At 58.9% G+C, this 14,254-nt stretch carries 15 protein-coding genes and 1 pseudogene; 11 read left to right on the top strand and 5 right to left on the bottom strand.

What is annotated here, in order from left to right; all coding sequences use genetic code 11:
* Window positions 1-40 precede the first annotated feature (40 nt).
* A complete protein-coding gene (locus AS026_RS32540) occupies window positions 41-307 on the bottom strand; it encodes a sel1 repeat family protein (RefSeq protein ID WP_018857454.1) in 267 nt (88 codons plus the stop codon).
* Between the two features lie 436 nt (window positions 308-743).
* Between AS026_RS32540 and AS026_RS32535 the strand changes: the two genes are divergently transcribed.
* Window positions 744-1,082 carry a DUF2147 domain-containing protein gene (locus AS026_RS32535; RefSeq protein ID WP_018116338.1) on the top strand — a complete coding sequence of 113 codons (339 nt, stop codon included), beginning with the start codon at window positions 744-746 and terminating at the stop codon, window positions 1,080-1,082.
* A 57-nt stretch (window positions 1,083-1,139) separates the two neighbouring features.
* On the opposite strand, the pseudogene AS026_RS32530 reads toward AS026_RS32535, so the two are convergent.
* Window positions 1,140-1,828 (bottom strand): annotated as a pseudogene (locus tag AS026_RS32530) (glutathione S-transferase N-terminal domain-containing protein).
* A gap of 158 nt (window positions 1,829-1,986) precedes the next feature.
* Here AS026_RS32530 and AS026_RS42535 point away from each other — a divergent pair.
* Window positions 1,987-2,163 (top strand): hypothetical protein, encoded by a 177-nt coding sequence (locus AS026_RS42535; protein WP_018116339.1) that lies wholly within the window; start codon window positions 1,987-1,989, stop codon window positions 2,161-2,163.
* Between the two features lie 95 nt (window positions 2,164-2,258).
* Window positions 2,259-3,755, top strand: a complete 1,497-nt coding sequence (locus AS026_RS32525; RefSeq protein WP_018857456.1) for an AMP nucleosidase — start codon at window positions 2,259-2,261, stop codon at window positions 3,753-3,755.
* Window positions 3,756-3,764: 9 nt separating this feature from the next.
* Here the strand turns inward: AS026_RS32525 and AS026_RS32520 are convergent, their stop codons facing one another.
* Entirely contained in the window at window positions 3,765-3,989 is a 225-nt protein-coding gene (locus tag AS026_RS32520) for a hypothetical protein (protein WP_018116253.1), read from the bottom strand.
* Window positions 3,990-4,136: 147 nt separating this feature from the next.
* Between AS026_RS32520 and AS026_RS32515 the strand changes: the two genes are divergently transcribed.
* The 4 genes from AS026_RS32515 to AS026_RS32500 are packed head-to-tail and all read left to right on the top strand — an operon-like array spanning window position 4,137 to window position 6,478.
* The gene (locus tag AS026_RS32515; RefSeq protein ID WP_062374626.1) at window positions 4,137-4,496 is read left to right on the top strand and encodes a YciI family protein; all 360 of its coding nucleotides are present in this window, start codon (window positions 4,137-4,139) and stop codon (window positions 4,494-4,496) included.
* A gap of 10 nt (window positions 4,497-4,506) precedes the next feature.
* The gene (locus AS026_RS32510; protein WP_062374624.1) at window positions 4,507-4,866 is read left to right on the top strand and encodes a YciI family protein; all 360 of its coding nucleotides are present in this window, start codon (window positions 4,507-4,509) and stop codon (window positions 4,864-4,866) included.
* Window positions 4,867-4,870: 4 nt separating this feature from the next.
* Window positions 4,871-5,230, top strand: a complete 360-nt coding sequence (locus tag AS026_RS32505) for a YciI family protein (RefSeq protein WP_018116256.1) — start codon at window positions 4,871-4,873, stop codon at window positions 5,228-5,230.
* A 3-nt stretch (window positions 5,231-5,233) separates the two neighbouring features.
* On the top strand, window positions 5,234-6,478 hold the full coding sequence (locus tag AS026_RS32500; RefSeq protein WP_062374622.1) for an RNA polymerase sigma factor: 1,245 nt from the start codon (window positions 5,234-5,236) through the stop codon (window positions 6,476-6,478).
* On the opposite strand, the gene AS026_RS32495 is transcribed toward AS026_RS32500, so the two are convergent.
* Window positions 6,446-7,408, bottom strand: coding sequence for a lysylphosphatidylglycerol synthase domain-containing protein (locus tag AS026_RS32495; protein WP_062374620.1), 963 nt, complete (start codon window positions 7,406-7,408; stop codon window positions 6,446-6,448). The two genes, AS026_RS32500 and AS026_RS32495, sit on opposite strands and share 33 nt — an antisense overlap.
* A 69-nt stretch (window positions 7,409-7,477) precedes the next feature.
* Between AS026_RS32495 and AS026_RS32490 the strand changes: the two genes are divergently transcribed.
* Together AS026_RS32490 and AS026_RS32485 are read left to right on the top strand one after the other, a co-directional pair.
* Window positions 7,478-8,494, top strand: a complete 1,017-nt coding sequence (locus tag AS026_RS32490) for a glycosyltransferase family 2 protein (RefSeq protein WP_025659884.1) — start codon at window positions 7,478-7,480, stop codon at window positions 8,492-8,494.
* On the top strand, window positions 8,487-9,983 hold the full coding sequence (locus tag AS026_RS32485; protein ID WP_062374618.1) for a glycosyltransferase family 39 protein: 1,497 nt from the start codon (window positions 8,487-8,489) through the stop codon (window positions 9,981-9,983). Before AS026_RS32490 ends, AS026_RS32485 begins: the two co-directional genes overlap by 8 nt.
* 72 nt (window positions 9,984-10,055) lie before the next feature.
* Here AS026_RS32485 and AS026_RS32480 read toward each other — a convergent pair whose 3' ends face one another.
* Window positions 10,056-11,000 (bottom strand): diacylglycerol/lipid kinase family protein, encoded by a 945-nt coding sequence (locus AS026_RS32480; protein ID WP_041912210.1) that lies wholly within the window; start codon window positions 10,998-11,000, stop codon window positions 10,056-10,058.
* Window positions 11,001-11,316: 316 nt separating this feature from the next.
* Here AS026_RS32480 and AS026_RS32475 point away from each other — a divergent pair, with 316 nt between their 5' ends.
* Both AS026_RS32475 and mgtE read left to right on the top strand, forming a co-directional pair.
* Entirely contained in the window at window positions 11,317-12,537 is a 1,221-nt protein-coding gene (locus AS026_RS32475; RefSeq protein ID WP_062374616.1) for an MFS transporter, read from the top strand.
* Between the two features lie 313 nt (window positions 12,538-12,850).
* Window positions 12,851-14,227 carry a magnesium transporter gene (gene mgtE, locus AS026_RS32470; RefSeq protein ID WP_062374614.1) on the top strand — a complete coding sequence of 459 codons (1,377 nt, stop codon included), beginning with the start codon at window positions 12,851-12,853 and terminating at the stop codon, window positions 14,225-14,227.
* The last annotated feature ends 27 nt before the right edge of the window (window positions 14,228-14,254 follow it).

The raw sequence follows: 14,254 nt of genomic DNA, 5'->3' as shown, positions 1-14,254 counted from the left end.
TGTTGTCGATCTTGCCCGCGCCTTTGCGGGCAAACGGTTCTCAGTGGATCGTCATCCATTCGCGGGCAGCGCGCAGCGCTTCCACGATCTGCATCTTGTCCATGCCTGCTGCAACGTCAGCCCGAAGCTCGGCGGCGCGGTCGTTGCCTTTGATCGCTGCGATGTTCAGCCACTTGTGAGCGGCGACCAGATCGACAGCGCAGCCGCGGCCGGTCGCATACATCAGACCCATTTCGCAGAAGATGTCGGCGTTGTTCTCGCCACCCATGGTGGCCATTTCAGCATTGTGCATTTCAAAGCGTGCCATCGGTTTATCCCTGTTTTGCCTGTTATCGACTTGCCCTGTTTTACCTCCGGAGACCTGCCGTCTATCGCGGTTTTAAGTACCCTTCGGTTCGGCGGGTTTGCCCCGCTCGTTTGATGGATCCACTATGCCGATGCGCTTTCAAAAAACGCCTAAAATGCATGATTAATGTGAGACAAACAAAGTGCAAACGCTTGGTAAAATTGGATTTTTGTTAAACATCGGATCCCTTGCGGATTAAGGATTTTCGACACAATTTTACGGAATATTCAGATCTGAAAATCAACCTTCCGTTCACCACGAAATCAGCATCAAATGCCCAGAACGGAAGATTTCGCCGCTGTCGGTCTGCGAAAACGCTCGACTGAAGCAGTGAGAAACACATTTACGTTTACGTTCGCGTCATATATTTTCGCGCCTGGACATTAGGGAGGAACGAATGATCCGAACACTTATTCTCTCTGGCGCATTGATGTTTGCCGCCGGGGCAGCTTCTGCTGACGAACCGATCGTCGGCAACTGGAAGACAGCTGCGGGCGATACGGCCCAGATTGCATCTTGCGGCGGCAGCTACTGCATCGTGCTGAAATCCGGCAAGTATGCCGGCAAGAAGATCGGCATTCTCGCAGGAAGCGGTGTTACCTATACCGGCCAGATCACCGATCCAGCCAACGACAAGACCTATAGCGGATCCGGCAATATTTTCGGAAATTCACTGAAGATGAAAGGCTGCGTCCTCAACGTGCTCTGCAAATCGCAGACCTGGACACGCCTGTAAGAAACGGCTTTCCAAAAGGAAGCGCCCGGAAAGCCGGGCGCTTTTCTGCGTCAATTGTCAGCGGGCGCGCTGATTGAAAAGGATCTTTTGCGCTTCCTTGTCATCGGCAAGATTGCTGCGTTCGCGTTTTTCCTTGCCGATTGCCGTGCCGCGGACCACGGCCGGGCGCTCCATCATCGTCTCGAACCAGCGCTCGAGGTTGGGAAACTCGTTCAGGTCCTGTCCCTGCTTCTCGTATGGAACGACCCAGCCGATGCAAGCCATGTCGGCGATCGAGTAGTCCCAGGCGAGATATTCGCGCTCTGCCAACCGCTTGTTCATCACGCCGTATAGGCGGTTCACTTCATTGGTATAGCGGTTGATGCCGTATTCGATCTTCTCCGGCGCATAACCGCGGAAGTGATGCGCCTGTCCGGCCATGGGGCGCAAGCCACCGACCTGCCAAAAAAGCCATTCCTCGATCTGGACGCGTGTGCGCTCGTCCGTCGAATAGAACTTCCCGAACTTGCGACCGAGATATTGGAGGATGGCGCCGGAATCAAACACCGAGACCGGTTCGCCACCGGGGCCATCGGGATCGACAATTGCCGGCATACGATTGTTCGGGGCGATCTTCAGGAATTCCGACGTGAACTGCTCCCCCTTACCAATGTTGATGTACTTGACCTTGTGGGGAACGCCGAGTTCCTCGAGCATGATGCTGATCTTCCAGCCGTTGGGGGGTTGGGCCAGTAATAAAGCTCAATCGTGTGCCGTCATGAAAATCTCTTTTGCGGGACCAAAGTAGCAGCCGCGCTTCAAGCTGCCCGGCTTCCTGAACGCCTGATGAACCATGATCTCAGCACCCGTTCAGCCACAACGTGGCAAGACTGTCTCAACGCTAAGGCGATACCGGGGCAAAGTCATGGATATGCTCATTTTGGCAAGACGTTTCACCATCATCACGCTGTTTGCAGCAGTCTTCGCCGTCAGCTTTTCGGTTGCGGTCAACCGCAATGCCGGTGGCGGTGCGCAGTCACACTTCGGGGCCAACTATACGTGCTTCGACGCCAGCCGCCCGTTCTGCAGAACAAGCAACTGACTGGCTGCGCGGCGGCACATCGCAGCCCCCAAAAATCTCTGCAATCCCTTTAGACGCGTCGTTTGCTTGTTAGGAACAACACCCTATAATGCCGCATGAACAAACGAATCTCTTCCCCTCTCGACATTTCGTCTCCGTCACCTTTCGCGCCGCAAACCTTTGACGATCCCGTCGAGGCAGTCGACGCGCTGACAGAACTCTACGAACGCAACACCCATTTCCTGGTTGAGAGCTTCGCAACGCTAGCCAAGGGCGCGCCAATTACATCGCGCTATCGCGCCTTCTACCCACAAGTGAGCATCGAGACGACGAGTTACGGCCACATCGATACTCGTCTGTCCTACGGGCACGTTACCGCTCCCGGCATTTACACGACGACAATTACTCGGCCGCAGCTGTTTCGGCACTATCTGAAGCAGCAGCTTGGCTTGCTGATGAGAAATCATAACGTGCCGGTCGTCGTTTCAGAATCGACGACGCCTATTCCACTGCACTTTGCGTTCGGTGAGGGTGCCCATGTCGAGGCATCCGCCGCGGCGTTCATGGACATTCCAATGCGTGATCTGTTTGACACGCCGGACCTGAACACAACGGACGACGAGATTGCCAACGGCGAATACATTCCACCGCCAGGCGAACCTTCGCCGCTTGCCGCCTTTACGGCTCAGCGCATCGACTACTCGCTTGCCCGTCTTGCCCACTACACCGCGACCGGCGCGCAGCATTTTCAGAACTTCGTGCTGTTTACGAACTACCAATTCTACATCGACGAATTCTGCATCTGGGCACGCAAGCTGATGGCGGAAGGCGGAGATGGCTACACGGCCTTTGTCGAGCCGGGCAATATCATCACGCATGCCGGCTCCAATCAGCCCGAGACCGACGTTACGCTTTCGCGCCTCCCGCAGATGCCGGCCTACCATCTGAAAAAGAAAGGGCATGCCGGGATCACCATGATCAATATCGGCGTCGGCCCATCCAATGCCAAGACGATCACCGACCACGTGGCCGTCCTTCGCCCGCATGCCTGGCTGATGCTCGGCCACTGCGCCGGCCTGCGCAACAGCCAGCGCCTGGGTGATTATGTCCTTGCTCACGCGTACATGCGCGAAGACCACGTCCTTGACGACGATCTGCCTGTCTGGGTGCCGATCCCGGCACTGGCGGAAGTGCAGGTCGCCCTGGAGGGCGCCGTGGCAGAGATCACCGGCTACGAAGGCTTCGAGCTGAAGCGCATCATGCGCACCGGCACAGTCGGCACGATCGACAACAGGAACTGGGAGTTGCGCGACCAACGCGGCCCGGTCAAGCGTCTGTCCCAGGCTCGCGCCATCGCGCTCGACATGGAATCGGCGACGATCGCCGCAAACGGCTTCCGCTTCCGCGTGCCCTACGGCACCCTGCTCTGCGTATCGGACAAGCCGTTGCATGGCGAATTGAAGCTGCCCGGCATGGCGACCGCCTTTTACAGGACGCAGGTCAACCAGCATCTGCAAATTGGTATCCGTGCGATCCAGAAACTTGCAGCAATGCCGCCGGAAGCACTGCATTCGCGCAAGCTCAGAAGCTTCTTCGAAACGGCCTTCCAATAGGCCGTTTCCCTATTGGCGAGTGGCTGCGACCGCGCTAGTCGCAAGTTGGCGCTCATAGTGCTCGCCCGCGGCATCCAGCACCACAATCGTAACCGCAAAAAGGGCTGCGACGGCAACGAGGCGTGCGATTGTGGCCCGCATCATTGGGAGTTCCGTATCAGCCTGATAGGGCTGTTTGTTCTGTTGGCGACTTGCGCGGATGGCGTTCGCCAGCACGATCTCGAAAAAACCCATCGTCGTCACTCCATATTGTTGACGACACTTGGTCGAAGCCAGTGTGCTCGTTTCGACCCAAATTTCCGCAAAAAGATTTTTTCGCTTGCTGTCGAAATCACCCTAGGCTGAGCGTCCAATGATCGTGACAGCCAGGGAGAGCGAACGATGAAATATCTCTGCCAGGTCTGGTTCGAGCCGGCGACGCTTGAAGCCATGACCGAGGAGGAAAAAAGGAACCTCGACAGAGCGTCACTCGCTTACGACGATGATCTGATCGCCAGCGGGCACATGATCGCCGCGCAGGCGCTGCAATCGCCAAAGAATGCCGTGACCGTCCGCGTTCGCAAAGATGAAATGTCAGTGACGGACGGCCCTTTTGCAGAAACAAAAGAACAACTCGGCGGCTTCATTCTTATCGACGCAAGAGATCTGAACGATGCCATTCGCGTTGCGGCCGGTATCCCGCTTGCAAGACTAGGGTCAATCGAAGTCCGGCCGATCTACGATATTCCGGTTTATAGTTGAGGGAGACGTCATGAAATATCTCTGCCAGGTCTGGTTCGACACCGAGAAGAGCAAGCTCGTCCCGCAGGAAGAGTGGGATGTGGTCACGCAGGAATGCATCGCAAGCGACGATCACTGGCATGGCTGCGGTGTCCTGCAAGTCGCTCTTGCGCTGCACGAGCCCGAATCTGCAGTTACTCTTCGAGTGAGGCAGGGCGTCACGACGGCAACCGACGGTCCCTTCGCCGAAATCAAGGAACATCTTGGTGGTTTCGTATTGATCGACGCCGCCGACATGGAAGAAGCCGAGAGGATCGCCTCGACGTTCCCCATATTGAAATACGCTTCGATCGAGATACGGCCGGCCTATTCCATCAAAGACGGGAGATAATGCGATGCGCTATGTTTGCCTGATCTACAATTCGGCCGATGTCGACGGTCGTCAGGCCCCTGCCGAAACCGAAGCTGTCGTTCGCGCGCATTTCGGCTTCGACGAAGGGTTGCGCGAACGGGGCACGCTGATTCATGCCGATGCGCTCGAAACGCCCGATAAGGCTGTCGTCCTGCGGGTGCGCAACAACGAGCTTAGCATGACTGATGGCCCTTACGTCGAGACGAAGGAGCATCTGGCCGGCCTGTATGTTATCGATGCCTCCGATATGGATGAGGCAAAGGCAATCGCCGCTGGAATTCCATGTGCGCGAATTGGCGCTGTGGAAATCCGCCCAGTGCGGATCCTGACATTGCCGGAGTAGACCTTGGAACGTCTGATCGAGGATATCTACCGATCGCAGTCTCGCCGGGTGCTTGCGACACTCATCCGTCTCCTTGGAAACTTCGACAGGGCCGAAGAAGCCCTGCACGACGCGTTTGCGGCCGCCGCTCGGACGTGGCCCCGCGATGGTGTTCCGGCAAACCCATTCGGCTGGCTCGTTTCCGCCGGGCGATTTCGCGCGATCGACCACATCAGGCGCCGGTCGCGTTTCGACATGTCGGCGAAGGACATCGAGGAAAGTCTGTACGGGTCTTTCGATGAAACGGAGATTGGCAACGTGGACCTGATCGAAGATGACATGCTCCGGTTGATCTTCACCTGCTGCCATCCAGTCATACCCGCCGACGCGCAAATGGCGATGGCGCTTAGAGAGATATGCGGACTTACGACTGAAGAGATCGCCCACGCATTTCTGGTCCCCGCCCCGACCGTGGCACAGCGCATCGTACGCGCGAAGAACAAGATCCGCACAGCGAAGATTCCCTACGAGGTGCCTGAGCGCGAGGAATTGCCGGAGCGGCTCGACCGGGTACTGCATGTGATCTATCTGGTCTTCAACGAGGGATATTCCGCTTCGTCCGGCGAGGAGGTGGTCCGAGCCGATCTCACTTCGGAGGCCATCCGCCTGACACGGCTGCTCGCGCGCCTTCTGCCGCACCCCGATGTCTCGGGGCTGCTTGCGCTCCTACTCCTTCAGGATTCGCGTCGCGCCGCCAGGCGGAGTTCGCAGGGAGGTCTCACTCTCCTGGCCGATCAGGATCGCGGGCTTTGGGACCGTGAAAAGATTCGCGAAGGTCTCGAGCGCCTCGACGGCGCCCTGCGGAATGGCGAGGTCGGTATCTACACGCTGCAGGCGGCCATCGCTGCGGAGCACGCGCGAGCCGAGACGCCTGAGAGAACGGATTGGCGCCGCATCGTCGGCTTCTATGATCTACTGCTATCGGCCCAGCGGTCGCCGATTGCCGAACTCAACAGGGCCGTCGCCGTGGCGATGGTGGAGGGAGCAGAAAGAGGTTTGCAGCTCGTTGACGCCATCCTGCAGGCAGGAGAATTGGAGAGCTATCATCTTGCGCATTCGGCCCGTGCCGATTTTCTGAGGCAACTGGGACAGAAGGCCGAGGCGATTGCAGCCTACGAGACAGCCTTGAGGCTGTGTCAACAGGCGCCAGAGCAGACATTCCTGAGAGAACGGATTTCAGAGCTTACGGCTGCGGCCGAGCGGCAGTGATATCGCAGTGCCCGTCAGTGCCGAGACGATGATCAGCAAATGCGCATTGATGCTTGCTTGCGCCAAGGCAGCAAGGGCCGTCTTCTCGCTGGATGCGCCTAGGGCAACGGCACCGGCAGTGATCCCGGCCGGATAAGTGCCGACGCCACCCGGCGCGTGCACCGGAAGCACAGAGGAGAGCTCGCCGCCAAGCGCCCCGCCGAAACTTGCTGCCATCGGCAATACGCCCATCAGGTTGAGGGCCCAGGCGAGCACCAGAACCTTGACGAGCCAGTTGATGACGGTCATCGCCCAGGCGCGCGTGAAAGCCGCGGCATCGACCGGAAGTCCCCTCTCAACCTCAACCACCAGCTTCTGCCCTTTTACCGGCAGCATCGTGCCGGCAAGCCACAACAAGGGTCGCCTCAGAGCAAAAGCGACTACCGGAAGTGACAGGAAGGACACCCAGACGATCCATGCAACGATGTTGTGCGGTGACGCGATCGCGAAGCCTATGCCGGCGGCAGCCAGCAAGGCGTGCAGATCAAGCAGGCGCATGACGAACAGCGCCGACGTGCCGCGCGCCAGCGGAATACCGAACTCGGTGCGCATCAACACCGGAAAGCTTGTCTCCCCCGTTCGAAACGGCAGCATGATATTCAGGAGATTGTGAATCTGCGTGACGCGAAAAAGCACCTTGAAGCGGCCCGCAGTTTCTCTCGGAAAATAATCGTAGATGCGCCAGGTCCTGAGAAAGTAGGTGCTGGTCAGAAGTGCGAGAGCGGCGATAATCGGGATAGCACCGACCTCGGCCCATTGTCCGAGAATGACCGGCCAGCCCCAAAACCACTGGATGAAAAGCGCGTAAGCCGCCACGATCACGATCGTCAGCAGCGTCATCCGATTGCGGATAAACCAGGATTGTCGGCTGGCAACAACCGGAAACTTCATATAGTAGGCTTTCCTGACTATCGCGGCGAATGCCGCTTTTGGCCGTGCGCCTTGTAGGAGAATTCAAACGTGCAGACAACAGTAGACCCACGTCAGGGCCTCGTGGAAGCGATGCGGCCGGTCGAATTGTCGCTCGTTGTGCCTGTCTTCAACGAGGAAGAGAGCGTCGGCCCGCTTGTCGATCGCATCTGCTTGGCCATGGCCCGCTACTCCGATCGCTGGGAGCTTATCCTGATCGACGATGGCAGCACCGATGCCACGCTGGTAAATGCGCGCAAGCACATCGGCCGCGAGGGCCTTACGCTGAGGATCGTCGAACTGCAGCGCAATTTCGGCCAGACGGCCGCGATGCAGGCAGGCATCGACGCCGCGACCGGCCGGTTGATCGCCACAATGGATGGCGATCTGCAGAACGACCCGAAAGACATTCCGTCCATGGTCGCCGAACTGGAGCGGCGTGAGCTCGATCTTTTGGTTGGCTGGCGCAGGAACCGCCAAGACGGTCTCCTGCTACGCAAGATTCCCTCATGGTGTGCCAATTACTTGATCGGGCGCATTACCGGCGTGAAGCTGCACGACTACGGCTGCAGCCTGAAGATCTACCGCGCCTCGATCATCAAGCAGGTGAAGCTGATGGGCGAAATGCACCGCTTCATCCCCGCCTGGGTCGCCGGCGTCGTGCCAAGCTCGCGCATCGGCGAAATGGTCGTGACCCACCATGCCCGCCAGCACGGGCAGTCCAAGTATGGCATCTCGCGTACTTTTCGCGTGATCCTCGACCTGCTTTCCGTCATGTTCTTCATGCGCTACAAGGCACGGCCAGGCCATTTCTTCGGCTCACTGGGCCTCGGACTGGGTGGGATCTCCGCTCTGGTGATGCTCTATCTGTTCGTCGACAAGTTCGTCTTGGGCAACGACATCGGCACCCGCCCGATGCTGATGGTCGGCATCGTTTTCATGCTGTCCTCCGTGCAGTTGATCACGACCGGCATTCTTGCCGAGATGATTGCCCGTACCTATTATCGCGACGACACCTCGCCGAACTACATCGTCCGCCAGGTCTTCGACGGAAGTGAGAATGCGTAATCTGCTGGCTCGCAAGCCGGACGCGGTTGTCCTGCTGCTGGCGGCATATTTTGTCGTCAGCTTTGTCGTTCGCCTCCTCGTGCCAAACGGCCTGCGGGTCGATGAGTCCCAGCAGGCGTTCTTCTCGCAATGGCTTGTGGCCGGCTACGACACCCAGCCGCCGCTCTACAACTGGCTGCAGGCGATGGTGGTATCCGGCTTCGGATTGTCGATCGCAACGATTGCCGCAACCAAGAACCTGGTGCTGTTTCTTCTTTTCCTGACCTACTACAAGCTGGCCAAACTGGTGCTCGATGATCGCCTGTTTGCTGCCATCGCGACGCTTTCGCTGTTCACGATTCCACAGGTTTTCTGGCAGGCACAAAGGGACCTGACCCATACAGTCGCCCAGATGCTGATGATAAACCTCTTCATCTACAGCATCATCAAAACGCTGAAGGCCCCATCCCTGTTCTCCTACGCGGCAATCGGCGTCACGCTGGGACTCGGCATGCTGTCGAAGTACAACTTCACTCTCGTCGTGTTTGCAGCGCTCATTGCAGTGTTTCTGCATCCAGAGGGACAGAAGCGCCTGTTCGACCGTCGCTTCTTGCTTTCACTGGCTATCGCGGTCCTCATCTTCGCGCCGCACGGCCTTTGGCTCCTTAACAATATCGGCCTGGCCGCAACCCGAACGCTGAATACCATGGCGCAGGAAGCGCCGGCCAGCGTACTCGCGAAACTGATCAAGGGGCCGACCGAGTTCTTCGGTCAGGTGCTCGTGATCATGGCGCCTCTTGTTGCGGTTTATGCAATCGTTTTCGGCAAGAAGTTCCTCCGCAGTCTGCGACCGACGACCATCTGGGCTCACTTTTTCGACACGATATTTCTGGCGATTGGCGTGCAGGTTCTCGTGCTGGTTTTCGCCATCGGCATAACGTCCATGCGCGACCGATGGGTGCTGCCCCTCCTGTTCCTGATGCCGATTGCGTTTTGCCTGAAGATACAGGCCCGAGGCATTCGACCGCAGGATTTTGCGCGGCGCTTCTTTATCGCACCTCTCGCGGTCATGATCATCGTCCCGTCGCTGAGTCTGGTTCTCGCGCACGCGCCGTCACTCTTCGGCCGGCCTGAGGCCTACAACGCGCCTTACGAGGAGTTTGCCGGCAAGATCATTGCTGAGGAAGGCAAGCGTCCTGGGCTTGTGCTCACCGACAGCTGGCCGGCGTCGGGAAATATGCATGTGCAGTTGCCTGATGTTCCAACGATGTCCACGTTCTTCGGCAACCTGGCTATCGATTACGATTGGACCGCGGAGAAGCCGATCCTGGTGGTTTGGCTTCCCTCCAAGGATCGAACGGCGCTACCGCCGGTACTGGTTAACTGGATTGAACAGAACCTCGGCCCGCAATACTCCGCAGTGGCGACCAAGTACACAAGCATCGGTTACATCGGCGGGCGACCGGAGGATCAACGGCTCTTCGGCTACGCCTGGATATATCCGCGCTAGCTCCGGCGTCCCCCTCAGCTCGTCCGACCGATCCAGAGCGATTTCTGGGATGCGCGCCACCAGCAGGAGCTGCTAGGGAGCGACTTCGCGCCGCTCCGCTTCGTCAACTTGCGCTGCAAGTCCTTGCTGGACCAATACCTTGAGTTCGCCTGGATGCAATTTCAATGCAACGTCTCGCTCCAGGGGACGCAGCTCGCCATCCATCACGCAATTCGCCTTTGACGGCAGCTTTGGAAAGTGCAGATGCACTTCTGCCGGATGCATGATCATCACGTCCGCATTCTCCCTCACCTTGCCTCGCAAGAGATCGATCGCCAGACGCGCGACGCCGAGCGGCTTTAGTGGATTGGCGGTATAGAAGCCTAGTTCGCCACCTGTGAGGCTGTCGGCATAAAGCAAGGCATTCTGGCCGAAAGGGTTGTTTGAAACCGAGACCGCGGAGACCCGGCGCCTCTCATAAACTCCCCCCGCTTCGAACTCGACCTCGAATTCGGGTGGATTCAACACGACACCAAATGCGGCCCGCGCGCTTGCCCCCATCTTTCCAAGTCGGGAGCGGTACGAGTAGGAATTTCGATAGCGCACCATGCGCGCATGCAGCCCGGCCGAGAATTGGTGAATGAACGGCCTGCCGTTGGCGCTAGCGATATCCACACGATCGACTTCGCCAAAGGCGAGTGTTTCAAGCGCTTGCCAGATATCGAGTGGAACGCGCAAGGAACGGGCGAAAAGGTTCATTGTCCCGGCCGGCACAACGCCGAGTGCAATACCGTTTCTCCAGGCTATGGACGCTGCCGCCGATATCGTCCCGTCGCCACCGCCAGCGACGATGCCATCGATGTTTCCCCAGCGGGCCGCCCGCTCCATCGCGGGTACAATCTCCTTGCCGGAAAAGACGATTGCATCGAAATCGTGACCCGCTTCCCTGAAGATCGCCTCAGCGCGCCTTTCATAGGCTTCCATGTCGGTGGTCCTGAACGTTCCACCATCTCGATTGAAAAAGCCAACTAGTTTCATCAGGCTCCCGTTGATCCATCCCGACAGGCAAAGTCTGTTGGCGCTGCAAAGCAGATGGTTCCCGCAGCGGCAATTTCAAGCTGAAGCGCGTCTCACGGCCGCCGCGAGCGGCGACAGAGCCCCCAAATTTGCAAGGGACGTATGCAAATCGGGGGAAGCTGCACTGCAGAAAACGCACTCGACCTGCAGCAATCTATCGTTGATAGATGGGATATTGGAGCATCGTCTTCATCTCCCTTCATCTCCGGCCTACCGGTCACCGGCGCATCTTGCGTCCCGTCGCGTATGTCATCTATCGAATGCCAAGGAGTGCCTCTTGAGCCAGGTCGCCGTAAACGATTCCATAGATACGATGGCGGCAGAAGAGGCCCCGTCTCCGGCGGCAATTGCGCTCGTACAACTGGCGCTTGCCTGCGGCGGCTTCGGGATAGGCACCGGCGAATTCGCTATCATGGGTCTTTTGCCTAACGTCGCCGACACCTTCTCGGTGACGACGCCGCAGGCCGGCTACGTGATCAGCGCCTATGCGCTCGGCGTCGTTATCGGTGCTCCAATCATCGCGGTTCTCGCCGCAAAGATGGCGCGCCGCTCGCTGCTTCTCCTCGTCATGGGCATCTTTGCCGTCGGCAACCTGTTGAGCGCGATGGCACCGACCTTCGAGAGCTTCACGTTGATGCGCTTCATCACAGGGTTGCCGCATGGCGCCTACTTCGGCGTTGCCGCGATCGTCGCGGCATCCATGGTGCCGATGCACAAGCGCGCTCGCGCCGTCGGCCGCGTGATGCTCGGGTTGACGGTTGCGACCCTCCTGGGAACCCCGCTCGCCACCGTTTTCGGGCAGTCTCTCAACTGGCGGCTTGCCTTTACGATCGTTGGAATCATCGGCCTGCTGACGGTCGCCCTGATCTGGTACTACGTGCCACGCGACCGAGTTGCCGAGGGCGCAAGCTTCAAGCGGGAGCTCGGCGCATTCAAGCGTCCGCAGGTCCTGTTGACGCTCGCCACGGCATCCGTCGGCTTCGGTGGGATGTTCGCCATGTTCAGCTATATCGCACCAACCACGACCGAGGTCGCAATGCTGCCGGAGAGTATGGTCGCCGTGATGCTGATCATCTTCGGCATCGGCATGAACGTCGGCAATGTCGTCGGCTCCTGGTTCGCCGACAAATCGCTGATGGGAACGATCGGTGGTTGCCTTGTGTTCAACATCGTCGTGCTGACACTGTTCTCCCTCACGGCTGCCAATCCGTTCATGCTGGCGCTTTGCGTATTCTGCATCGGTTGCGGCTTTGCTGCCGGTCCCGCTGTCCAGACCCGATTGATGGATGTCGCGGCGGATGCGCAGACGCTTGCTGCCGCATCTCACCACTCGGCATTCAATATTGCGAATGCGCTGGGCGCCTGGCTCGGCGGCCTGGTTATCGCACAGGGCTATGGCTTCGCCGCCACAGGCTATGTCGGCGCGATCCTGTCGTTTATCGGCATCTTTGTGTTCGTGGCATCTCTAAGCCTCGATCGCCGAGACCAGAGCGCCTGACGCGGCCGCCCCCGGCGTCGACGCATAGTCGACAGCAATTTCGAAAGAATGCTGCTCGAACGATATGCCGCGTCGGAAGGTGCGGCATTCTGGCATCAAGCACCTCAAGCGCTTGACTTTTTTGCCAATTGAGACCACCTAGAGCCTTACGCGGATCACCTCCATTTTCCGCGGATATCAACGGAGCCATCATCACGATGCCAAGCGACAGTAGCAGTCGATTGCCTTTGCCGTACGCGGCCCTCGTGCGCTGACCTGACTCTGTCGGGCTCGCCCGTCGGACGCTACGGCGGATCGACGGAAAGGCGAGCCTATGAACATCAATCGCTTCCCACTGCGGGCGGGCCATGCCGCTCGTTTCTTCAGCAGCGACCACCTCGGCCCGATCACCACGGCCGAGCGCGTCGAACAGCTGAACACACTTGAAATATCCGAAGCCGCAGCAATCCTGGTTACGCTGCCGCAGCAAAAGGCTGTGCGAATTCTCGGACGTCCCGAGTTGCATCACGCCGCCGCGATCCTTGCAGACATGCCGGTCGAGCATGCCGCACGGCTGCTGAACGCCGTGGCAAACGACCGTGTCGCCGACCTCTTTCAGGAAATGAACGAGGAGGTTCGTCCACACCTCTTCTCGCGGCTGGACCGCACGACCTGTCTCGCCGTCCAGCACCTGATGGGGTATCCGCCCCGCACGGCCGGCAGCATCATGACGACCGAATTCGTCAGCGTGCCCGACACCTGGACTGTCGAACAGACGCTGGAGCACGTGCGCAAAGTCGAGCGTTCGCGCGAGACGGTCTATGCGATCTACGTTCTCGATGCCGTCAGCCGCGTACTAACGAGCGTCGTCACACTCCGCCGCCTCATCACCGGCGACCCCGGTGAATCCGTTCTGACCGTTGCGCAGAAGGAAGGGGTTGTGCGTGCCGATCCGCTGATGACGCAGGAAGATGTCGCCCGGCTAATCCGCAAGCATAATCTGCTCGCCCTGCCCGTCGTCAACGAGGACGGCCACATGCTCGGCATCGTTACAGTCGACGACGTCATCGACACGATGATCGCTGACCAGACCGAAGACGCCCAGAAATTCGGTGGTATGGAAGCCCTCGGCAAGCCCTACACCAAGATCAGCTTTGCCGGCATGATCCACAAGCGTGCTGGCTGGCTGTGCGCCCTCTTCCTCGGCGAAATGCTGACGGCAAGCGCCATGCAGCACTTCGAAGGCGAGCTTGAGAAGGCGATCGTGCTGACGCTGTTCGTGCCGCTGATCATGAGCTCCGGCGGCAACAGCGGATCGCAGGCGACATCGCTGATCATCCGGGCGCTGGCGCTCGGCGAACTCAAGCTCTCCGATTGGTGGCGCGTGCTGCTGCGCGAGCTGCCGACAGGCATCGTGCTCGGCACGATCCTGGGATTGGTCGGTTTCGCCCGCATCGTGCTCTGGCAAAAAATCGGGCTCTATGACTACGGCGAGCACTGGGTCTTGGTCGGCGTAACGATCTTTACCGCACTGATCGGCATCGTCACGTTTGGTTCGCTGGCGGGCTCCATGCTACCCTTCATCCTGCAGAAGCTGCGGCTTGATCCGGCAAGCGCCTCCGCCCCGTTGGTCGCCACGCTGGTCGATGTGAGCGGGCTGGTGATCTACTTCTCGGTCGCGCTGCTGATTCTCAGTGGCACGCTGCTCTAAGCACGAAAACGGGGCCGATTGGCCCCG

The organism is Rhizobium altiplani, from assembly GCF_001542405.1.
GTDB classification, from domain to species: Bacteria; Pseudomonadota; Alphaproteobacteria; order Rhizobiales; family Rhizobiaceae; genus Rhizobium; species Rhizobium altiplani.
This window is presented reverse-complemented; position numbering and strand designations above follow the sequence as displayed.